The sequence below is a fragment of the Lentibacillus jeotgali genome, assembly GCF_000224785.1.
Taxonomy (GTDB): domain Bacteria; phylum Bacillota; class Bacilli; order Bacillales; family Amphibacillaceae; genus Lentibacillus; species Lentibacillus jeotgali.
In genome coordinates this window covers 184,788-207,686 of the sequence record NZ_AGAV01000019.1, presented here as the reverse complement: position 1 = coordinate 207,686, position 22,899 = coordinate 184,788, and the positions used below count along the sequence as shown (strand labels likewise).

Here is a 22,899-nt window from a genome sequence, read left to right as displayed (position 1 = left end):
TTGGTGTTACATTTATTAATACCTATCCTCCCGCCGGTCCCTAAAAATCGGAATCCGTTGACGTACTTCGTCCACTTTATCCAAATCAATTTCAGCCAGGACCATTTTCTCGTCTTCTCCGCCTTCAGTGACAATCTCACCCCATGGATCCACCACAAGTGACATTCCGCCGAATTCATTATTCGGATCCGCACCAACGCGGTTGCAGGCAACGACATAGCATTGATTTTCAATCGCGCGCGCCTGCAGCAACGTCTTCCAGTGGTCAACGCGGGGCTTTGGCCATTCTGCCACAACATACATCACTTTCGCGCCATGGACCGCTGATTTGCGCAGCCACTCCGGAAAGCGAATGTCATAACAAATGAAGCCGGCAGAAGGAACACCCTCCAATTCAAAATCGGCATCATCCTGTCCTTCAACGAGATGCAAATGCTCATCCATCAGCTGAAACAGATGCAGCTTGCTGTACTTATGGATAAGCTCGCCATTCTGATCAACCACCAGCATCGTATTTTTCTTGCCATCGTTACTATTTTCAGCAACAGATCCGCCAATAATGGTGATATTGTGCTGGTTTGCTAATTCACTTAAAAACTCAGTTGTCGCATGGGCATCTTTATCAGCAAGCACATCAAAACGTTCCAGATCGTAGCCAGTATCCCACAGCTCAGGCAGCACAACCATATCCGCGCCGGTTTTTGCTGCATCCATCACCCACTTGTTAACATGAGCAAAATTCACTTTCGGATCGCCATACGTCACATCCATTTGAATCAATGCTATTTTCTTTTTCATAGCTATACATACCTCCTAAAAGAATCCTTTGTACCTATAATCGTTACAAAACCGGAAATGGGGGCATCTAAAGATTTTTTTAATCATGCCCTCAAATCACTTTTCAGTTCGATTTTAGTATAAACAGAGGAATAAAACATCTATCACACTTGAAATCTGCCAGCATTATGAGCAAATCTCATTCCCTTGGAGGATTTCATTCTCGGCGTGAACGAATCTCTTTTCTACAGGGCTGTTACATTTCCCGCCCATGGCCCATGTCACCCACTCTCCCGCTCTCCCGCTCATATTTGCGCTGCAGCTTAAGGAATGAGGATCTTCATTAATTCAAAAAATTCCATGCAGTGCTGAGCCTGCATGGAATTTTTCTCAATTCAATGTTTTTCGTTCCTCTTCACTGAAGACCCTGGATCTCGTTAAGAACCGTTTTCCTTCTGGACCTTCGAGCGAAAACATGCCGCCGCGGCCATCAACGGCATCGATGATCAGCTGTGTATGTTTCCAGTATTCATACTGATCTTTTGATATATAGAAAGGTGTTTCACCGATTTCTCCGAGCAGCACGTCTGATTCGCCGACACGGAATTCGCCACGCGGATAGCACATTGGTGAGCTGCCATCACAACAGCCGCCTGATTGATGGAACATGAGTGGACCATGTGTCTCTTCCAAGGTATTGATCAGATTCAGCGCCTCATCAGTTGCCGTTACACGTTCGACCATCTGTCACACCCCTTCTGTATAATTTATGGTGGAGAAACTAGTTTCCGCTATTTTCAACAAATGGATCTAAAACAGCCCTGCCGGATCTTCACTGTAACTGATTAAGAGATTCTTCGTCTGCTGATAATGATCAAGCATCATGAGATGGTTTTCGCGGCCGATACCTGATTTTTTATAACCGCCAAATGCCGCATGTGCCGGATACTGGTGGTAGCAGTTCATCCAGACACGACCGGCTTCAATTCCACGGCCGAAACGATAGGCCGTGTTAATGTTCCGTGTCCAAACACCCGCTCCGAGTCCGTAAAGTGTGTCGTTAGCGATTTTCATGGCCTCATCATTTTCATTAAATGTTGTGACTGCAAGCACCGGGCCGAAAATTTCTTCCTGGAAAATCCGCATTTTATTGTCGCCCTTGAAAATGGTTGGCTCAATGTAATAGCCTTCCTCCATATCACCCTTGAGCTGGTTAACACCACCGCCAACAAGCACTTCGGCACCTTCCTGTCTACCAATATCCAGATATGATTTGATTTTTTCCATTTGCTCCAGTGAAGCCTGAGCACCCATCATGGTATCTGTATCAAGCGGGTGACCGATTTTAATTTCATTGACCCGCTTGATGGCCCGTTCCATAAATTCATCGTAAATGGATTCATGAACCAGTGCGCGTGATGGGCACGTGCAGACCTCACCCTGGTTCAGGGCAAACATCACAAGACCTTCAATGGCTTTATCCAAAAACCCGTCATCTTTATCCATGACATCAGGGAAGAAAATATTTGGTGACTTTCCACCGAGTTCAAGCGTGACCGGAATGATATTTTCTGATGCGTATTGCATAATAAGCCGCCCTGTCGTTGTTTCACCGGTAAAGGCAATTTTGGAAATCCGGCTGTTGGATGCTAGCGGCTTCCCGGCTTCAACGCCAAATCCATTTACAATATTGAGAACACCCGCTGGAAGAAGATCCTTAATCAGATCAAGCAATACATGAATCGATGCCGGGGTCTGCTCAGCTGGTTTCAGGACAACACAGTTACCGGCTGCAAGTGCTGGTGCCAGTTTCCATGTTGCCATTAAAATAGGAAAGTTCCATGGAATGATTTGTCCGACAACCCCGAGCGGCTCATGGAAATGGTAAGCTACTGTATCATTATCAATCTGACTGACACCGCCTTCCTGTGCGCGGATCGCCCCGGCAAAATAACGAAAATGATCGACTGCAAGCGGGATATCAGCTGCAAGACCTTCTCTGACTGCCTTTCCATTATCCCACGTTTCCGCAACAGCTAAGCTTTCAAGGTTTTCTTCCATCCGATCTGCAATTTTATTTAATATATCCGCACGCTCCGCCACAGATGTCTGTGCCCATGCATCTTTGGCGGCGTATCCTGCATCAACTGCCGCTTCCACATCTTCTTTCGTCGACCTGGCCAGTTCACAAAAAACTTTCCCTGTCACAGGGCTGACATTTTCGAAGTACTTTCCGTTTGCCGGCGGACGGTATTCCCCGCCAATATAATTGTCATACCGCTTCTGAAAATTAACTTTAGCCCCTTCTGTATTCGGATTTGTATACTTCACCCTGCTATTCCTCCCTTTATAATTGTAATCGCTTACATATGGATGAGGGTCTGGATGAATCCTCTATTTCAAATTATACAACTGGTTTTGGAATTAATCCACTATTTAGTCTTTTTCGATTATAAAAATCTGCCTCGTTTATATACACGCAAGGCAGATTCTTATAAATTAACAGCAGATACTGTTATCAATCAGCACATATTAAAAAATGCCCTACACAGACACCTTATTCAGACGACCATTCTGATGTTTTATTCCGGTTTTCATGTGATCTTCATTCTTCCAGTTCAGGCAGCACACGTACTTCTTTTGCCATTGAAGATTGACAAAGCGGACATTCCGGATCCTCATTAAAACTAAATGATTCCCTCATCCAGCCTGCACAGCTATCATTCGTGCATGACCATACATTTGTTTCTACTTCTGGAATAGGTTGTTTTGGTCCACGGGAAAATGACATAACAGCATCCCCTTTCATGGTATTATATCGATTATACGCCTTTTCCAACCAATAGTAAAATTTTGAAATTGACACGGTTGTTACAGTATATGTGCAAAAACTGCCAAATAGAAGGACGACTGTTCAATCCTGGAGCACAAATTTCTCGATGGCTTTACCGACCCCATGCTGGTTATTGGTGTCTGTCACATAGTCAGCAACATTCTTAATGGCTTCCTGGGCATTTCCCATTGCCACACCGACACCTGCTTCCTGAATCATTTTGATATCATTCAGGCTGTCCCCTGCTGCCAGCACATTTTCCATCGAAAAACCAAGCTCCTTACACACATTTTCAAGGGCGCTTGCTTTGCTGACCCCTTTTGGGTTAACCTCAATGTTCGTCGGAAGTGAGTTTGTCAGTTCAAGGTCATCATAGTGCGAAAGTTCCTTGACGACGGTATCCAATTTTTCGCTGTCATACGAATCACAGCCGAATTTAAGCCACTCGCTCTCCGAAAAATTATCCGGCCCTGTCCCATACCAGATCTTGTCAGTCGAAACCATCCATGTTCTCAATTCCAGATCGTTTGCCAGTTCCCACATCAGCTTGACACGCTCTGGATCAAGCAGGTGGCGCTCTTTCAATTCCTTTTCAACCGTCCAGATTTCACCGCCATTGCAGGTAATCAAAAAAGACGGCAATTTCAGCGACTCGGCATACGGATAGCATGAATTCAGCCAGCGGCCGGTGCTGAGTATGACATGGACATCCTTTGCCAATGCCTGTGCAATCTTTTGCCGATTATAATCAGAAACAGCTTCCTCACTATTCAGTAACGTTCCATCCATATCCAATGCAATCAATTTAATAGCCATTCAGACGCTCCTCTTTTCTGTTACTCTTATGTCAAACATTCTTGCGATTGCAGCACCCTCGTTCAACGCCGAAATGAACCCGGCAAATGCAGGTCTCCTGCTCGCGTTCGTTATGTATCATAAACTAACCCACTTTACGGCACCATACCAGATAATTGTAGTATATTTCGGGTTGCTAAGCAATCATTCTATGGTTACTGGCAGCGCCGCATTGGCCAAGATCAGGACGAATCCCATTAGTAATACGTAACAAAATAGTCCATTTCAAATAAAAAGGTTTCCATCCTCATTAACAGCTTAACATAACGTTCAGGAGGGGCGGGATAACAAAAGTTTGCTCGTTATTGTATATTTAATTTATAATAATGTATAATTTCGATTACTGTTATCGATTTCATTTTATCGATTACTAATTTTAAAAAGGAGGAACTGTATGATTACTGCTGCATGGGACTGGCTATGGGACAAACATGACCAGGCTAAAGATCTGCTGCACTTTTTCGTGCGGCCGAATGATTCAAAGTTTGGATCTGACAGCACGAACCCAAACAGTGCCAAAGAATCTGGCGGCGGGGACGGCGGAAACAATAAGCGCCGCTCGTATTCACCTGCTCAATATATCGGGCTGTTTTTAGGACCTATTCTTTTTATAGTGACATTATTGTTTTTCCAGCCTGAGGGACTCTCCAGTGCCGGTCAAGCTGTACTTGCCAGCACATTATGGATTGCCGTGTGGTGGATGACGGAAGCAATCCCGATCCCGGCCACATCACTGCTGCCGATTATTCTTTTCCCGCTGACAGGCGGACTGGATATCGGTGCCACCACATCATCCTATGGAGATGATACCATTTTTCTTTTTATGGGCGGTTTTATGATTGCTCTTGCTATGGAAAAGTGGAATCTTCACAGACGGATCGCACTGACCATCATTTCGATTATCGGAACCAACACCGAAAGAATCATTCTCGGTTTTATGGTTGCAACAGGGTTTCTGTCCATGTGGATTTCCAATACTGCTACCGCCATGATGATGGTGCCAATCGGGCTTGCAATCATTTATCAGGTTTCCGACCAGCTGAAAGACGATGATTCGATTGACACATCGGCAGAAAACTTTGGATTTGGCAAAGCACTTATGCTGGCAATTGCGTATTCCGCTTCTGTCGGGGGTATTTCAACTCTGATCGGTACACCGCCAAATACCGCTTTGGCAGGTGTTGTCAATAATATATATGGGATTGAAATCTCGTTTGCCGGATGGATGCTGTTCGGTGTACCCGTTGCCTGGCTGTTTATTTTCATCATCTGGTTTTATTTGGTGAAAATAGCATATCCGCAAAAAATGAACCAGCTGTCTGGCGGACGGCAAGTTATCCTAGCACAAAAGGCTGATCTTGGAAGGGCGTCTTTTGAAGAAAAAGCAGTACTTGTCGTATTCACGTTTGCAGCTCTGGCATGGATAACGCGCTCATTTATCCTGACTGAATACGTGAACGAAAACATCAATGATGCGATTATTGCCATGACTGCGGCAATCATCCTGTTCATCATTCCGGCCAAAAACAAAGAAGGCGATCATTTGCTGGATTGGGACTCAGCTGTCAAACTCCCATGGGGCATCCTGCTTCTGTTTGGCGGGGGCTTGGCAATCGCCAGTGGATTCACAGCATCAGGGCTGTCAGACTGGATTGGTAACCAGCTAACCGTGCTTGAAGGCGTTAACCTCTTCCTTGTACTGATTGCTGTAGCGGGTATGGTTATCTTCCTGACAGAGATCACTTCGAATACAGCAACAGCAAACATGATGTACCCAATCATGGCCTCACTGGCTGTCGCTTTGGGCGTTCATCCATATGCCGTCATGATTGCTGCAGGCGTGGCTGCATCGTGTGCATTTATGCTTCCGGTGGCAACACCACCGAATGCGGTCGTATTCGGATCCGGCTATTTGCGGATTCCGGATATGGCCAAAGCAGGTGTAGCCTTGAATATTTTCGGTATAATACTAGTGTCACTAGCCATCTACTTCTGGCTACCTGTCGTATGGGGGATTGATCTGACAGAAATTCCGGATATGATGAAAAATAACTGATAAAAAGGAAATCGCTGCAATGGCGATTTCCTTTTTTGACCTTTATGAGATAAACATTAAGAGGCTGCGTGCTGTTTATTCCTGTTCTGAATTAGACGGATAATCACCACATAGATGGCAGGAACGCACGCAAGCAGAATGACAAGCCCCATCCAGCCCCAATTGCTCCACAACGGACCGAGGGCAGAACTTCCAAGAGCAACTCCAATATAATAAGACACCAGATACAAACTGGACGCACTCCCTTTATGGTGGCTCACTTCTTCGGCAACGGATGATGCTGTAAGAGAATGCGCTGTAAAAAACCCAAGACAAGCCACACAAAGCCCGATAATGATCATCCACAGCTCAGGTCCGAGTGTTATCAAAAAGCCTAAGACCATGACAAACACACCGGTCAGCCGGATCATTTTCAAACTGAAACGCCCAGCAAGCCAGCCTGCAAGAGGTGAACCGATGACACCCAGGCCATATGCAAAGAACATATATGAAACGGCTTCAAGCGACAATGAAAACGGCGGCGCCTCAAGATAAAACGGCAGATACGTCCAAATGCCGGTGAATGAAAGCTGCAGCACAATGCCAAGACCAAATATGAGCAGCAAGGCCGGGTTTTTCAGATGAAAAATAAACGCCTTCAGATCATTTGAAAACGGCAACCTGCTTGGCGCAAAGAATCGTGATTTCGGAAGCATAAACATAACCGCCCCCAAAATCACCAGTCCAATAACGGCCAGTACGTAAAAAGCGATTTCCCATGAGAAATGGTCGGTAATATAACCGGTCATGACACGCCCCGCCATACCGCCAAGCGCATTACTCGATATGTAGAGCGCTGTCGCCACATGGACACTGCGTTTATCAATTTCCTCGCTCAAGTAAGCAATAGCCGCCGCTGGGAGCCCCGCCAGCGCGAATCCCTGTGCAAGCCGCAAGACAAGCAGAAGCAAAAACGAGTCTGAAAGCGGTATAAGCAAAAATGGAATCGATGCACCTGCAAGCGACAGCTTAATAAAAACAGTGCGTCCGCTCCTGTCCGACCAAAACCCGAGGACAATGAGCCCTGCAATTAGTCCGATAATCGTCATGGAAAGCGCAAGCCCTGAAGCCGATACCGAGACTCCGAAATCTTTTACGAAAACCGGGAAAAGCGGCTGTACGGCATACATCCCGGCAAAGACAAAAAAAGATGCCAGTGCCAGGCTGAGAGTGATCCGCCAAAAGTATAAATCTTTAATCGTATAGGCTTGCTGTTCCATCTGTGTCACATCCATTAAATTAAGTGAAACTTCAGCTCAGGACATACCGGTCACGCCCGGCGCCCATTCCAAAAATCATGACTATAAAAGCTACACCGATAAGTGTCATAAGCGGTATCGTCCATTCATGCGTAACATCATATAAATAACCAATAAACATCGGCCCCGCCGCTGCCAGCGTATAGCCAAGCGCTTGAGCCATCCCGGACAGGATAGCTGCATGCTGGGGATTGCGTGCACGCATGCCCAAAAATGCCAGTGCCAGCGCAAATGTCCCGCTTAATGTAAGGCCGATCAGGACAGTACTGATTACCATGACCGTATAAGAATCACCCAGCAGCAATCCGCCATAACCGCCGAAAGCCAGGAGTGCCATCACAAGCACAATGCTTCGCTGTGATTTTAGCCGACCAGCTGCAACCGGAACAATAAAACTGGCTGGCAGCCCGACAAACTGGGCGAACGACAACATCCATCCCGAGGTTGCCATTGACAGTCCATTACTATGCAAAATTTCGGGAAGCCATGAAATCGTTACATAAAACAAAAATGACTGCAGTCCCATGAAACATGCTACCTGCCAGGCAAGCGGCGATTTCCACATCCGGTTATCGCCCAATTTAACATATCTCATTTCTTCCTCATCAGGTAATGCTTCTTTCCTGGACAGGTAAGACCAAATGATGATTCCAAGTACTGCAGGAGTTGCCCAGACAAGCAGTGCCAGTTGCCAGCCCATATTAAGACCCTGCGCAAACGGAATGCTAAAACCAGAAGCTGATGCCGCAAAAATACCCATTGATGTTGAATAGACACTTGTCATCAGTCCGACTTTTTGCGGAAATTTTTCCTTAATCACACTCGGAAGCAGCACATTGCATATGGCAATTCCCAGTCCGACAAATAACGTGCCTATAAACAGCAGGATAAATACCGAAATAGAACGCACAGAAATTCCGATAAAAAGCAGAACAAGACCGATTAATAATGTTCGTTCATTAGAATACCGGTTCCCCAATTTCGGCGCGACCGGTGACATGAGCGCAAAAGCTATCAGCGGCAAACTTGTCAGGATCCCTGCACTCCAATTAGACAGACCGAGATCATCACGGATAATACCGATCAGCGGTCCGACAGACGTGATGGCAGGGCGAAGATTGAATGCTACAATAACTATTCCCGCTACAAGCAGGAATTGATATATCCTTTTCGAATTATCATTTACCATGCCTCAAGTATCCCTTCTATATCAGTAAACTTGGCTTATCGCCAGATACTTTGGCGATAAGCCATTGCCGCCTTCAAACAGACTGGAAAGTTTAATTATTTTCAATCTATCATGAGGTACAAAGTCTATAATCTAATATAGCACACGAGGTCAAATTAGAAAACTTAGCTTATCGTCAGGCTCTAATGGCAAAAACCTTAGTTACACTTATTTCAGTTAGAAAAAATTCAAAAAATTTAGTGGGAAAAACACCCACTTTGAATGAAATTGCATTTACGCTTTATACCAGAATCTTTTTTCTTTTCATCACCGTCATTTCTAGGTATAATGTAGGAAGAGATTTGCATATAGTAATAAGACCACAGCAGATACTGTGGTCGATTGAGCTGTTCCATCAGTGGTTCGGCTTCTCACGAATAGACCTCTCTTTTATTCCGTTGCAGGGTTCTGAGGGGTCTATTTTCTGTTAATCATTTCGACGATTAACGCCAGTAATCCAATCAACATGGTACCGAAGCCAATCAGCACCATAAACACTTCAAACATACCCAGAAGCCTCACCCCCTTTGACGGCAAAGACGAGTCACCGTTTCCCACCTGAAAGAACAGCTCTTGGTTGGTAGTATAGCACAAAATAAGCGAATAATGCGAACAAACGTTTGTTTTGTGTTTTCTTGTTCATATTTTTGCTGGGCCTTTAGAATCATTTTCAATTGATGGGATTTTATTGTTTCGGCCAATAGAGGGTATAAAAGGAAGCGATTGGTATGCTGATATGATTTAACGTATGCAGAGAGTCGAAGGGCTTGTAATTCATTTAGGGGATATAACGTTTAAAAACACTAATGCCCTGCCAGGATGAACAAATGAAAATACGGGCACTCATTTTCAGAATGCCCGCTAGTTATCATAGAATGGGTTATGCGCCGGTTACAATATGAAAACCGGAATCCACATGGAGCACTTCCCCGGTAACTCCCCGTGCTAAATCACTTAATAAAAACAGGGTTGCGTCACCAACCTGATCCTGATCGACCTGACGGCGGAGCGGTGCTTTTTCTTCCACGACCGACATTTTTTCATTGAATCCGGCGACACCCTTGGCGGATAACGTCCTAACCGGTCCAGCTGACACGGCATTGACGCGGATGCCATCTTTGCCGACATCTTCAGCAAGATATCGCACACTTGCCTCCAGAGCAGCTTTGGCGACGCCCATCACATTGTAATTTGGAACCACACGTTCAGCCCCCAGATACGTTTGCGTCACAATGCCACCGCCCTCAGTCATGTACTTGCGAGCCTCCCGGGTAACCGCAGCAAGTGAGTAAGAGCTGATATTCTGTGCCATCAGATAACCTTCGCGTGATGTATCAGCATAGTCACCCTGCAGTTCATCGGTGTTTGCAAACGCAACGGAATGGACAAGCCCGTGAATGTTGCCAACCTGTTCCCCAACTTCCCGAAACGCCTGGACAATGCTTTCGTCATCTTCCACATCACATGCGACAACCAGTTTTGGTTCAATCTCATTTTTACTTAGAAGTTTTTCCAGTTTTTGTTTCGAACGTTCCTGGCGATAAGTGAAAATAAGGTTCGCGCCGGCGTTGTGCAGTGATTTTGTAATCCCCCACGCAATGCTGCGGTTATTTGCAACCCCCATCACAACAATATTTTTATCTTTTAATAGTGCAGTCATATATGTACCTCCGATTTAAGGAATATGTTTATAATTATAATGTAGCACAATTAAGACCAGGTGTTAAATAGAAGTAGAAAAAGCCGGGATACGACAGACTATGAGGATAAAGAGGAAGAGTCAGCTCCCCCAGGAGAGAGTACGCCTGCCGAGCGCCTTGAAAACAGTCAAATTATCTCACTCATGATCGGTTTGATGGGGCTTGGATTTATCATCTACCACTTTGTACAGAATGGGTTTGATTTGAACCTGAATATAGACAAACATGATTCAGCCATTCTGGGCGCTGCCGCTGCTTGCGATTGCAGGATTAAATGTCCGCGATATTATGGCCTTTCGCCGTCTGATATTGTTTTACAGTTTCATACCGATTTCGATTGGGCTATTATTCTTTTAAGTGCAGAAACGTCCCAGCTTTAAAGGAGCTGGGACGTTTTCTATTAGATGTATATTCTTCAGCGTTTGACCGAAGATTTGGTCTCTGGAACACCCTGCTGCGTTTTCTCTTTCCCAAAAACCTGGGCAACAGCAATTCCGGCTATAATCATCGCAGAACCGAGCAAAATACTATTCGTCAATTCTTCATCTAAAATCAACCAGCCGAAGAACAGCCCGAATACCGGCACAAGTAATGTCGACAATGTTGCTGTAATCATATCAATCATACTTAAAATCAAAAACCAGACAGTAAAACATAATGCAGAGGCCAGAACACCAGTGAACAATGTGTAAAAAATGCTTTCACCCGTCAACTGGAGAGGTTCTCCCCACTCAGCGAACAACGTGGCGATAACGATACCAGCCGTCCCGAATAGCATCTGATAGGCGGAAACCTGAAGCTGCGTCATGCCTTCAAGTTTGACACGATAGTATACGTTCGATATAGCCCACGCGACCGCCGCAATGATAATCAGCACCTCACCAAAAATGACCGCGGCATTCTGCACGAAAAAAATGTCCCATCCCAAAATCGTAACAAGGCCGAGCATGCCGACCGTAAGACCAAGCATTTTTCCCGATGTAATTTTTTCGCCCAAGATTTTCACGGCAAACAGACTGCTCCACAGCGGCATTGAATAAAGCAATACAGATGACTTGCCAGCATCGACGAATTGCATACCATACATCACAAACGTAAACACAATGGTTGTCTGCAGAAGCCCGACGACGATTAAATGTTTCCACATATTGCGCGGCGGCTTGCCTGCTTTTACAAGCCAGACGGCAAGCAGAAGTGTAGCTGCGCCTGTTCCGAACCGAAACGCCGAGAACGTGAACGGCCCCATAAAATTAAGTGAGGCTTTCATAAACACCCATGCATAGCCCCAAATGACTGTGATAAGCAGCATCAGCCCCCAGACAGCCCATTTATTATTCAGCATCCTCATCACAAAACCTCTTATTATGACATAATACAATCAGTATATTAATTTCCAAGAATCGTGGCAACTCATGCGCGACGTCATACTTTTCGACCAGGTCATTCGACATTGACTGACAGACTTGCACAACATTTTTAATCATGAAGTTGGATAGACGTTTTGAATTTCTCGTTTTATCATAGATACAAGTTGAAAGATACCCCCTCTTTCATAACCAATGGGTGCCCCGCTTTGGGCGGGACACCATTTTTTTGGTGATTTCCTTTTAAAAGGTTGTTCAAAAAGCCTTTTGTCAACCCACATCAAAAAAAGGATGCCCTGCTTCAATCATACCTGGACACCCTTTCAAAAATCCAGTCTGTTTTCGAATAATGCGAAAACAGACAAATGCTTTATTGATTAACCCTTGATGGCACCTTCTGTCATGCCTTTTGCAATCCGCTGCTGGAAAATAGAATATAAAATGATAACCGGTACAATCGCGAAAACAAGGCTTGCAAATAATGTCCCCCATGCGTTTGTATATTGCGCTTCACTGCTGATAAAATCAATCGCCAGTGCCAGCGTATAATTTTCCTCACTCTGCAGAAAGATCAATGCCATAAAATATTCGTTCCAAAACTGAATTGCGTTCATGATTGTCACGGTTATGATTCCAGACATGGAAAGCGGTGTGATGATTTTCCATAACACGCCATATGGCGACATGCCATCCATTGCCGCTGATTCCTCCAGCGATTTCGGTATCGTACTGATAAAACTGGTGAGCACGAAAATTGAAAACGGCAGCTGACTAATGGCATAAACAATCGCAAGGCCGAAAATGTTATCCAATAAGTTAAACTGGGCCAGCAGGAAAAACAGCGGAATCCAGCCCAGCACCATCGGTATCATCATGGCTGAAATATATAAGGTAAATAAAAAATTGCTGCCTTTAAAGCGGATCCGCTCAAGTGCATAAGCAGTCGGGATAGCCAACACCAATGTCAGCAGCGCGCCCACTACTGTAACAATCAAACTGTTAAACACACTTGTATCAATATTATACTCGGTCCAGGCCGTCACGAAATTCTGGACGTTCCACGTTTCCGGAAGCCCCCACGGATTGGCATATATTTCAGCGTTTGATTTAAATGACCCGATGAACATCCAGATGATCGGATAAAGCACGGCAATTGACCATAGTATTAATGGGATCCGAATTCCGGTTCTTGATATGATTTCACCTATACTCCGTTTCATGCTGGTTCACCTCTTTCATCAGTATTCAACCTTATCTCTTCTTAGCAGCAGCTGCAGGATTAATACGGTAATTAGTGAAATTACCAGAATCATAACACCGATTGTCGCTCCATACCCGAAGTTATATTGCTGGAATGCCTGCTGATAAAGATACGATCCCATGACATGTGTTGCGTTATTCGGTCCGCCTCCGGTCATGACCTGAACAATGATGAAGGAGCCGTTTAACGTTGTAATAACGATATACAGGATGGAAATTTTAATCTGAGGCCATACAAGCGGTAACGTTACTTTCCAAAATTGCTGCCATTCATTCGCTCCGTCGATCCGAGCCGCTTCATAATAACTTTTGGAGATGTTGGCAATTCCACCCATTAACAGCAGCATAAACAGACCGATTCCAGCCCAAATAGACGGCAATACGAGACTGGCCAGCGCCCAATTTTCATTTCCCAGCCATGCCCTGGTCCATTCTCCAAGCCCGATAAATTCGAGTCCTGAGTTAACCAATCCCAGATCCGGATTGTAAATGAATGCCCACAGAATACCAATGACAACGACAGACATGATATTGGGAAAGAAAAAGATGATCCGGTAAAACGGCGCTTCTTTAATTTTCAGCTGTGTTAATGCTACAGCAATGAACATGGCCATAATCATAATACCGATTACTTTAGTTATAACAAGGAAATAATCATGCCAGATTGTCGCGGGAAAAATCTCATCATTAAACAATTGTATGTAGTTGTCAAACCCGACAAATTCCTTTGCCTGTGATGAGCCCGACATCTCGAAAAAGGAATAATACAATCCGCTGAATAATGGATAAAGTGTAAAAATACTGAACATAATGAATGTCGGCACCAGGCAAAATGCCAAAAACAGGTATTTTTGTTTTTTAGATTGTACCATCCGATCACTCTTTCTACTGAAAATAAGGGTATGGAATGCAGAGAACCAAGGCTCTATTTGCATTCCATATGATTTTCTGTTAACAGCCCCTATCAATGGGAGGCATGCATTCGCCCGATTTCAAACGGAATTTTACTGACTGTTACGGTATTCCTCAGCCGCCTGTTCTGCTTCCTGTACAAACTCTTCAGCGGTAATATTCCCAAGCATCAGTGAAACGAGTGAATCACTGATCGGCGTTTCCAAATCAGCACTCATTGGATGAGGCTTATGATAAATTTGGACCTGTTCCGGATCATTAATCATTTCGTTTGCATCAATCAGGTATTGCGGAACGTTTTCGTTTGATGATAAGTCTACTCCCTGCAGGTTCATGATGGCACCTGTATGTTCAGAGAACGACTTGGCATATTCTTTTGTGAAAACAAACTCAACAAACGCTTTGGCTGCCTCAGGATTTTCCGCCTGTTCAGCAATCGCCAGCGGGCGCATGTCCGGTACAATCGGCATTGGGTCACTGGCATCGTTCATTGGTGATGGAATGAAGCCATACTCCAAGTCCTCAGGTTTGTCGCCTTCCATTTCATTTGGAAGCCAGAACCCAACCGGTATATAAGCATTGTCGTGAAGCAGGAAATTCATTTGTGACTGTGTATGGTTAATCGCCGCAAATCCCTCGTCAATATAGCCTTCCTGCTGCATTTTCTCGACTTTTTTCATAACTTCAAGCACTGCGTCACTTGTCCATGCACCCTCAGCGCCTGTAATAACGTCATTTAACAGTTCATCACCGCCGGCTGCTCCAAATGCCGGATACAGCATGCCGCGCAGGAAGTAGTATGGATGCTGGCCTGTTGTGACAAATGGTGAAATACCTGCATCTTCCTTAATCTGTCCCATTGAATTCATGAAACTTTCAAAATCAGATGGTACTTCCCAATTGTTTTCTTCAAACCATGCTTTGTCATACCATGTGCCCCACGCATCAAATACGAGCGGTAGACTGTAGACACTGCCATCAAAATCGGAAGGCGGCACAATGAAACTATCCATCAATGGTTTCCCATCAACCTCGATATCCTTTACCCAATCGGTGAGATCCATCAACTGGCCATCCTCAACCATCTGTGTTTCACTTGAGCCGGCACCATCGATATAAACAACATCAGGCGGATCTCCGGAAACCCAGCGCGACCTCATTTCTTCATTAATATTTGGGCCAGCATGTTCGACAATTTCCAGATCAGGATGCTTTTCTTGAAAGTCACCGATAACTTCCTTCCACCATGAGTCACCATAACCCCCGACAAAGTACTGGATCTCAAGTGTTCCGCTTAAACCTTCGCCTTCACTGGCCGCTTCGCCTGAGTTATCGCCGCTGTCATCTGACGATCCTTCTGATGAACTATCATCTGAGCAGGCAACTGCTATCATCAGCAATGCAGCCATCATCAAAAGCACGAAAGGATTCTTTAGTAATCGCTTCAAAATGACCTTCCCCCTTTGTTTAATTAAAATATATGAAACGCATCAATCGTTCATGTGACCATTAATGACGTTTCAGACATTGAAATTAAGTGCGTATGCAATTGCGTCTCGAACGTATCCGTTAGTCTTTTCAATTGCTTCTTCTGCTTCCTGGTATGTAACACCTCCTTTAATCATGACAATGGCAGACTTGACCTGATTATTTGTCAAAGCAAGCACTCTAGCAGCTTCGTTATAATCAACGCCGGTAATTTTCATAACGATGTGTCTGGCCCGCTGCACTAATTTATAATTACTGGCATGAACATCCACCATCAGATTTTCATAGACTTTCCCAAGCTTGATCATCGTCGTCGTACTGATCATGTTTAAAATCATTTTATGGGCGGTCGCTGCTTTCATTCGGGTAGATCCTGTCAGCACTTCCGGGCCCACAACCACTTCAATTTCAGTATCAGCAAATTGACTGATTAATGAATAGTTATTGCATGATAACGAAACAGTGTAAGCACCAATTTCCCGGGCATACTTTAACGCACCGATCGGATACGGTGTTCTGCCGCTTGCAGTTATGCCCACCACAACGTCTTTAGCCGTAAGATTCTTTGCTTTAATATCGCTGGCACCCTGAGATTCTTCGTCCTCAGAACCTTCAACAGCTTTAAAAAAAGCTCCGGTTCCGCCTGCCATAATGGTTTGAACTGTATCATACGATGTCATGAACGTTGGCGGGCATTCCGATGCATCTACGATACCAAGTCTTCCGCTCGTCCCCGCACCGACATAAAACAGACGACCGCCCTGTTTTAATGCGCTGTAAGTGTGTTCAATGGCGTCATTAACCTTGGGCAGTACCGTTTCAACGGCCGTCGCAACCTTTTTGTCTTCAGCGTTAATTACATTTAAAATTCCGATTGTTGACATTTAATCCAGTGCCATACTATTTTCATTTCGTTGTTCAGTCGCTAACCTCGTCAATTCCATATATCTACGAATCTCCCTGTCTAAAGTGTTAAAGCGTTTTCATATAAAGTAAAACTTCCTTCAGTGAAAATATTTTTCCTCCCACTGAACTGAATGTTAGTTGAACGAATCGGGCATTCGGACAGTTAGCATTAACCTTTCTGCCAGTTAAAACTGAATAATATTTAAAAAATTATCAAATTTTTGATTCGTTTTTAGTATAGGCATTTCGAATTATTTTGTCAATCTTACTTTTGAATTTATGTCATTTTATTTCAATATATGCAGACTTTTCGGTTACCTTTGCTTTAGAGCGGCTATCGCTTCCCTTGTTTCATCAAGATGCTGAATGATTTCTTCATATTCACTGGAAGCTATAATCATCAGAAGGATATCAATCACGTGAAGCTGAGCCATTCGCGATGATGTGGCACCGCTTCTGAATGTTGCCTCTTTTGCTGCAGATGTATACAGTTGAATATCCGACATATTGCTGACCGGTGACTTGCCGGATTTTGTAATACTGATCGTTTTCACTTGCTTGGTTTTCGCCAATTCAAGCAAGTCAATCACTTGCTTGGTTTTGCCGGAAAATGAAATCCCCACAACAACATCTTCAGACCCTTTATTGGCAATAGCTGTAGCCCCCATATGCACATCCGAAAAAGCCTGTACAAATTTATCGATGCGTGTAAACTTCTGCTCTGCGTCTTTAGCAGCAATGTAGGAGGCACCAAACCCGATGATAATAATTGAATTTGCTTTGGACAGTGTATCCGCGGCATTTTCCAGATCTGATGCCCGTATCATGTCCACAGTCTCTTTGATGGTTTGAATCGTATTGGATGTCATTTTTTCGATTAAATTTTCTGTTTTATCATTTGGTTCGATATCTCTGTACCCTTGTCCGGTCTGCTCCTGCAAATCACCGGCCACACGGATTTTTAATTCCTGGAAACCCTTCAGCCCAATTGATTTGCACAACCGGATAACTGCTGCACTTGATGTACCGCTTTCTCTTCCAAGGGATAAAGCTGTCAGCATGATGGATTCTTCCGGGTTTTCCAGAATATATTCCGCCAGTTTCTTCTCTGAAGGCGGGAGGGAGTGAACCATTTCCTTTAACATTGTTAATCCACCTTTAACTTGTGACAATCTGCTCACCTCTTAATATGTCGTAATAATATTTTGAATGATCGATTCATCCGGTTTTATATTTTTCATTAACAGAGCACCGATGACCGATCCGCCAGCTGGGGGCATTTCAGGGATAATGATGGTTAATTGCCGGTCATCCTGAAGCTCCTCTTGCAGCAGCTTCGGCAGGACTGCTTTATCCGCGAATACACCACCGCATAAGACAACTTGGACCGCTTCTTCCGGGCGATAAAGCTTTGCTTTCAATGTCCGGATACTGCAGCTCAGTTCCATTACGGTATCCTTAATGATCTCCTCGGCGGCTGCGTCATGTTGCCTGTAAGCGTCAAATACCAGCTTGGAAACCGGTGATATGTCACTTTTTGGAGATTTAGAGGCATAGATTTCCTGGATAAGGTTGTAGGGGTTGCCGATACGGAAGTGATTGCAGACCATCTCAAGCAGCACTGTATCTTTGTCGCGTCCGTCATAGGCCTTTAACGCTGCTATAATCCCTGACCGGCCAATATCATAGCCGCTTCCCTCATCACCAAATAAATAACCCCATCCTCCGGTACGATCACGTTTGCCATTAGCGTTAATACCAAATGTTATTGAACCCGTCCCTGAAATCTGCACGATTCCCGGTTCACCATACGTTCCGGAATAAAGCGCGTTGACTGTATCAGGCTCAACTTGGACACGTGTTTTTTCGGGAACAAGTCCAGCCAGCATTTCCGACAGCAGCTGAACAGCGTTATCATTGCCTGCGCCTGATATGCCAGCGAAAAAATAAGTGATTTGCTCAAAAGCGGCTTTATTTTGCTTTCTCAAGTCTTGCACCAGATCAGATAACGTCTGATATAGTTCCTTCTTCGTTATGACATTCGGATTAACGGGCCCCGCAGTTGCTTTTGCTTCAACGTTGCCATCTGTTCCTGTGATGACAGCAACTGTCTTGGTACCACCGCCGTCAATCCCGGCAACATATTCCATATTCTCCCCATCCTTCATGTTTTCTTTATTTTATAAAACTTAAAATCTTTTTACAAGTATATTTGAGATTAACTGAAACTTCATTTCAGTTGAACGTTTTTCACTCAAAACGTAGCTGTATTTTGGCCCCGCGTATGGGGGCAACTGCCCGCTGCGATTTCAATAAAAAATTAAAAACGAGGTTTATAATCTGTTCAGCAGGGAATTAATATACTGTAACACTTTTCAATCCCCCCTCTTTAATAATAATGAAGGCTTGCTGCAATTCGCGGCAAGCCTTCACTGTTACCAATGAGTCAATTATTCGTAATGGATGTTGTTGCTATTTACATTACATTTACATTACAAATAAACTGTAGTCATTTGATTTTTCTCAATTTTTGATATAATTAGGACATCCTTACCATTTGGAGGTGACCTAATGAACCCGATCAACTTGTATATAAAGCTGTCTCAAGAATTCAAACATAAGTTGGACAGAGAGCTTACAAGCAAAGAGACTGAGTTCATAAAGTGGATGGTACATCAAGCAATGGAAAAGGAAAGATGTAAAGGAGATAAATCACTTCCTTCTTAGCCCAACATACAATATAAAAGTCCCATTTTTAGAAAACTTGGCTTATCACCAAGCTTTTATGGCGAAACCCTTAGTTGTCCTTATGCAGTAAGAAAGTATTTATACTTTCTTAACTGCCAAAAAAGTGGATGCCTTTTGATTAGGCATCCATTAAAAAATATATCCCGGTAATTTATTTTTTCTTGGCTAACTCATCCCTGTCCAAAGCTCTAGGAGGTTCCTCCATCCAGCCGTTTTTGATCATTATCTTTGCCCCAGTTTCAGCAAATTTAAGAATTTCACCTGATAATCTGCCATATTGTGTTCCTAAATCTCGCCTAGGACTCATTGACATGCTCGTTCCATAAAATCCAACACTTAAGGCAATTAAAGCTGTTGTTAAAAACATCATAAACTTATCTGAAAAGGTAAACGCAGTTGAGTCTGTGACTTCTGTATTCCATGTCATGGGCACAGGTATATCATCCTCATGCAAAATTGAGCCAAAAACCTCACAATGCTTCTGGGCAATTTCCTTTCCCCTGACAAGAAACTGCCTTACCTCTTTAGACTTTGCCACCTGACTGAATCCGATCATGACTGCAGCGCCTAAGGCATTTCTTTGAAAATTTAAGTTAAGATTTGTTATTTCTGTTCCTGTCAATGGTCTCCTTTCTCCAAAGTAACCAGAAAGAAAACTTTTATTTTTTACAAAATCATAACTTTCTGGTATGGGGAGATTTGGCATCCTAATGAAAATCCCCTTTGATAACATCAATTCTCTTATTTCTCTCAGTGTTTCTGTGGCTTGTTGAAGGCATTCAGCAAAAAAGCTGTAAACATCCGCCCTAACAGCCAGTTGTACACCAAGTCCATATGCCTGTATAACAATTCCTCCCATTGTATGAAGGTAGTTCAAAATAAGGGTATCAGCATAAAGTCTAGGGGCAGTTATATCAACATCTTCCTCCATTTTAAACCCATATGGGATTGGGTAATTTTCCTTATTAAAAATTTCAGTTATTTTGTTAATATGTGACTGAGCCAACTCCAAAACATGTTGAATAATAGGTCTTATTTCCTTATCCTCGACTTTAGCCAAAAAATATTGAAATTGACATATATTTGCACTTTCATTCATGTATGCTGTCCAAAGCTGTGTGATTTCTGCTGAAGTCAGCTTGACATCCTTTTCAGGTTCCAATTTTCTCCCTCCAATAACCTGTCATGTTACTTTAGCCATCCCCAATATTTACCTATGTTATGTACTAGCAGTTAAGAGGCTGTACAAAAATTCCAGTAAAAATGACACCTCGAACCATCATTTATGTACCATAATGCTCCAGCCTCTTATGTTACCTTCTATATTTTGGATATTTCCATTGTGAGTTGTTAGACTAAAGCTAGATTCTTTATTATGAAAGGAGTTGATGTCACCATGTCTAAAGAGCATCGTCATGCCAACAGATTGATCAATGAAAAAAGTCCATACCTGTTGCAACATGCTTATAACCCTGTAGATTGGTTTCCCTGGGGCGATGAGGCTTTTGCAATGGCAAAAGCTGAAAATAAGCCTATATTCCTCTCTATAGGGTACTCCTAGCATGGTTAACAATCCACTTGCCATTGGTGTCACGTTCTCGCTCATGAGTCGTTTGAAGATAAGGAAGTCGCTTCTTACCTAAACGATCATTACGTGGCTATAAAAGTCGACCGCGAGGAAAGGCCGGATATTGACTCAGTTTACATGAAGGTTTGCCAGATGATGACCGGTCAGGGCGGCTGGCCGTTATCCATTTTTATGACACCGGATAAAGTGCCGTTTTATGCGGGAACTTATTTCCCGCGTGTCAGTAAATACGGGATGCCCGGGATCATGGATGTTCTTACCCAGCTTTACGAAAGATATAAACAGGAACCAGATCATATCGATGAGGTGACCAAAAGTGTAACCGATGCCTTGGAGAAGACTGTTACAGCCAAAAGTGAAAACCGCCTCACCCAAGAGATGACTGACAAGGTTTTCAAACAGCTCGGAAAACGATTTGACTTTACGTATGGCGGATTTGGTTCGGCACCAAAATTCCCCACTCCGCAAAATTTGCTGTATCTGCTGAGGTACTATCATTTCACAGGCAACACCGCTGCTTTGAAAATGACAGAAAGTACATTGCAGGCAATGGCAAAAGGCGGGATTTACGATCATGTCGGATTCGGGTTCGCACGCTATTCCACCGATGAGAAATGGCTCGTCCCGCACTTTGAAAAAATGCTTTATGATAATGCATTGCTGCTGATGGCATATACAGAATGCTACCAGATCACCAAAAATCCATTATACAAAACGATCAGCGAGCAGATTATCACATTTGTGGTGAGAGAAATGCACTGTTCTGAAGGCGGCTTTAATTCGGCGATTGATGCTGATTCAGAAGGCATTGAAGGCAAATATTATGTATGGGATTACGATGAAATATTCAACATCCTCGGCGAAGAACTTGGTGATATTTATGCAGCTGTTTACGGCATAACGCCTGATGGCAACTTTGAAGGTAAAAACATTCCAAACCTGTTGAACACCGACTCAGAAGCCATCGCCAAAGCGAATGACATGAGCGTTTCAGAACTTCATCACCGACTCGACGAAGCACGAGAGCAACTGCTGTCAGCACGCGAGAAACGTGTTTATCCACACGTGGACGACAAAATCCTGACATCGTGGAATAGCATGATGATTGCCGCACTGGCAAAAGCCGGTAAAGCCTTTGCTGAACCAAAGTACACCAAAGCTGCTGAAAACAGCATGAATTTCATCGAACAGAACCTTATTCAGAATGGCAGAGTGATGGCCCGCTATCGTGACGGTGAAGTTAAATATAACGGCTACCTGGATGATTATGCCTTTCTTTTGTGGGCTTATACTGAACTGTATGAGACGACGTTTTCACTGAAATATCTCAAACAGGCACGCACCCTGGCCAATGACATGATTGATTTATTCTGGGATAACGACCAGGGTGGATTTTTCTTCAATGGCCATGACAGCGAAGAGCTGCTGTCAAGGGAAAAGGCAGTCTATGATGGCGCACTTCCATCCGGTAATGGTGTCGCAGGTGTTATGCTTGTTAAAATGGGGTATCTGACCGGCGATACAGACTATCTGGATAAGCTCGAAGAAATGTATCACACCTTTTATGAAGATATCATCCAGGTCCCCGTTGCCGGCGTCCACTTCATCCAAAGTCTGATGCTCATGGAAAATCCGACAAAAGAAGTTGTGGTGCTTGGAGAGTCGAATCCGTTTACAGTCGACCTTCAGCAAACATTCTTGCCTGATGTGACACTCCTGGCCGGCAATAATGCTGATAAGCTCGGTGAAGTCGCGCCGTTCGTCTCCGAATATAGGCAGTTGGATAATGCACTCACGATTTACGTCTGTGAAAATTTTGCGTGTCATCAGCCGACGACAGATACAGAAAAAGCCTGGGAATTCATACAGGAGAACCGCTGAAGTTA

At 43.9% G+C, this 22,899-nt stretch carries 18 protein-coding genes and 2 pseudogenes; 3 read left to right on the top strand and 17 right to left on the bottom strand.

All coding sequences use genetic code 11. The features are described from left to right. Window positions 1–15: 15 nt before the first annotated feature. The 5 genes from ON01_RS16405 to ON01_RS16385 all read right to left on the bottom strand — a co-directional run bounded on the left by ON01_RS16405 (window position 16) and on the right by ON01_RS16385 (window position 4,426). On the bottom strand, window positions 16–798 hold the full coding sequence (locus ON01_RS16405; RefSeq protein ID WP_010532099.1) for a carbon-nitrogen family hydrolase: 783 nt from the start codon (window positions 796–798) through the stop codon (window positions 16–18). A 369-nt stretch (window positions 799–1,167) separates the two neighbouring features. Further along, window positions 1,168–1,521: a DUF779 domain-containing protein gene (locus ON01_RS16400; protein ID WP_010532098.1), complete on the bottom strand. Its 354-nt coding sequence runs from the start codon at window positions 1,519–1,521 to the stop codon at window positions 1,168–1,170. 66 nt (window positions 1,522–1,587) lie between these two features. Then, a complete protein-coding gene (exaC, locus tag ON01_RS16395) occupies window positions 1,588–3,108 on the bottom strand; it encodes an acetaldehyde dehydrogenase ExaC (protein ID WP_010532097.1) in 1,521 nt (506 codons plus the stop codon). Between the two features lie 274 nt (window positions 3,109–3,382). After that, window positions 3,383–3,568 (bottom strand): cold-shock protein, encoded by a 186-nt coding sequence (locus tag ON01_RS19055; protein WP_010532095.1) that lies wholly within the window; start codon window positions 3,566–3,568, stop codon window positions 3,383–3,385. A gap of 123 nt (window positions 3,569–3,691) precedes the next feature. Next, window positions 3,692–4,426, bottom strand: a complete 735-nt coding sequence (locus ON01_RS16385) for a Cof-type HAD-IIB family hydrolase (protein WP_010532094.1) — start codon at window positions 4,424–4,426, stop codon at window positions 3,692–3,694. Between the two features lie 433 nt (window positions 4,427–4,859). On the opposite strand from ON01_RS16385, the gene ON01_RS16380 reads away from it, so the two are divergent. Next, window positions 4,860–6,521: an SLC13 family permease gene (locus ON01_RS16380; RefSeq protein ID WP_010532093.1), complete on the top strand. Its 1,662-nt coding sequence runs from the start codon at window positions 4,860–4,862 to the stop codon at window positions 6,519–6,521. Window positions 6,522–6,577: 56 nt separating this feature from the next. On the opposite strand, the gene ON01_RS16375 is transcribed toward ON01_RS16380, so the two are convergent. From ON01_RS16375 to fabI, 4 genes are all read right to left on the bottom strand, one after another. Further along, the gene (locus tag ON01_RS16375) at window positions 6,578–7,780 is read right to left on the bottom strand and encodes an MFS transporter (RefSeq protein WP_010532092.1); all 1,203 of its coding nucleotides are present in this window, start codon (window positions 7,778–7,780) and stop codon (window positions 6,578–6,580) included. Window positions 7,781–7,811: 31 nt separating this feature from the next. Next, entirely contained in the window at window positions 7,812–9,008 is a 1,197-nt protein-coding gene (locus ON01_RS16370; protein WP_010532091.1) for a CynX/NimT family MFS transporter, read from the bottom strand. A 456-nt stretch (window positions 9,009–9,464) separates the two neighbouring features. Continuing rightward, on the bottom strand, window positions 9,465–9,554 hold the full coding sequence (locus tag ON01_RS19320; RefSeq protein WP_245545020.1) for a putative holin-like toxin: 90 nt from the start codon (window positions 9,552–9,554) through the stop codon (window positions 9,465–9,467). 373 nt (window positions 9,555–9,927) lie between these two features. Continuing rightward, on the bottom strand, window positions 9,928–10,707 hold the full coding sequence (fabI, locus tag ON01_RS16365) for an enoyl-ACP reductase FabI (RefSeq protein ID WP_010532090.1): 780 nt from the start codon (window positions 10,705–10,707) through the stop codon (window positions 9,928–9,930). A 138-nt stretch (window positions 10,708–10,845) separates the two neighbouring features. Between fabI and ON01_RS19995 the strand changes: the two are divergent. After that, window positions 10,846–11,104 (top strand): annotated as a pseudogene (locus tag ON01_RS19995) (TIGR00366 family protein); the annotation flags it as partial. Between the two features lie 58 nt (window positions 11,105–11,162). On the opposite strand, the gene ON01_RS16355 reads toward ON01_RS19995, so the two are convergent. The 8 genes from ON01_RS16355 to ON01_RS16315 form a co-directional block, all read right to left on the bottom strand. Beyond that, window positions 11,163–12,095, bottom strand: a complete 933-nt coding sequence (locus ON01_RS16355) for a DMT family transporter (RefSeq protein WP_010532088.1) — start codon at window positions 12,093–12,095, stop codon at window positions 11,163–11,165. Between the two features lie 393 nt (window positions 12,096–12,488). After that, entirely contained in the window at window positions 12,489–13,331 is an 843-nt protein-coding gene (locus ON01_RS16345) for a carbohydrate ABC transporter permease (RefSeq protein WP_010532086.1), read from the bottom strand. An 18-nt stretch (window positions 13,332–13,349) separates the two neighbouring features. Then, window positions 13,350–14,243: a carbohydrate ABC transporter permease gene (locus tag ON01_RS16340; protein ID WP_010532085.1), complete on the bottom strand. Its 894-nt coding sequence runs from the start codon at window positions 14,241–14,243 to the stop codon at window positions 13,350–13,352. Window positions 14,244–14,375: 132 nt separating this feature from the next. Further along, window positions 14,376–15,692 carry an ABC transporter substrate-binding protein gene (locus ON01_RS16335; protein ID WP_425357518.1) on the bottom strand — a complete coding sequence of 439 codons (1,317 nt, stop codon included), beginning with the start codon at window positions 15,690–15,692 and terminating at the stop codon, window positions 14,376–14,378. A 111-nt stretch (window positions 15,693–15,803) separates the two neighbouring features. Further along, window positions 15,804–16,655 carry an N-acetylmuramic acid 6-phosphate etherase gene (murQ, locus tag ON01_RS16330; protein ID WP_010532083.1) on the bottom strand — a complete coding sequence of 284 codons (852 nt, stop codon included), beginning with the start codon at window positions 16,653–16,655 and terminating at the stop codon, window positions 15,804–15,806. 336 nt (window positions 16,656–16,991) lie between these two features. After that, on the bottom strand, window positions 16,992–17,822 hold the full coding sequence (locus tag ON01_RS16325; RefSeq protein WP_010532082.1) for a MurR/RpiR family transcriptional regulator: 831 nt from the start codon (window positions 17,820–17,822) through the stop codon (window positions 16,992–16,994). A gap of 39 nt (window positions 17,823–17,861) precedes the next feature. Then, a complete protein-coding gene (locus ON01_RS16320; RefSeq protein WP_010532081.1) occupies window positions 17,862–18,827 on the bottom strand; it encodes an N-acetylglucosamine kinase in 966 nt (321 codons plus the stop codon). Between the two features lie 749 nt (window positions 18,828–19,576). Next, window positions 19,577–20,587, bottom strand: a complete 1,011-nt coding sequence (locus tag ON01_RS16315; RefSeq protein WP_010532080.1) for a DUF3231 family protein — start codon at window positions 20,585–20,587, stop codon at window positions 19,577–19,579. 234 nt (window positions 20,588–20,821) lie between these two features. Here ON01_RS16315 and ON01_RS16310 point away from each other — a divergent pair. Then, window positions 20,822–22,894 (top strand): annotated as a pseudogene (locus ON01_RS16310) (thioredoxin domain-containing protein). The last annotated feature ends 5 nt before the right edge of the window (window positions 22,895–22,899 follow it).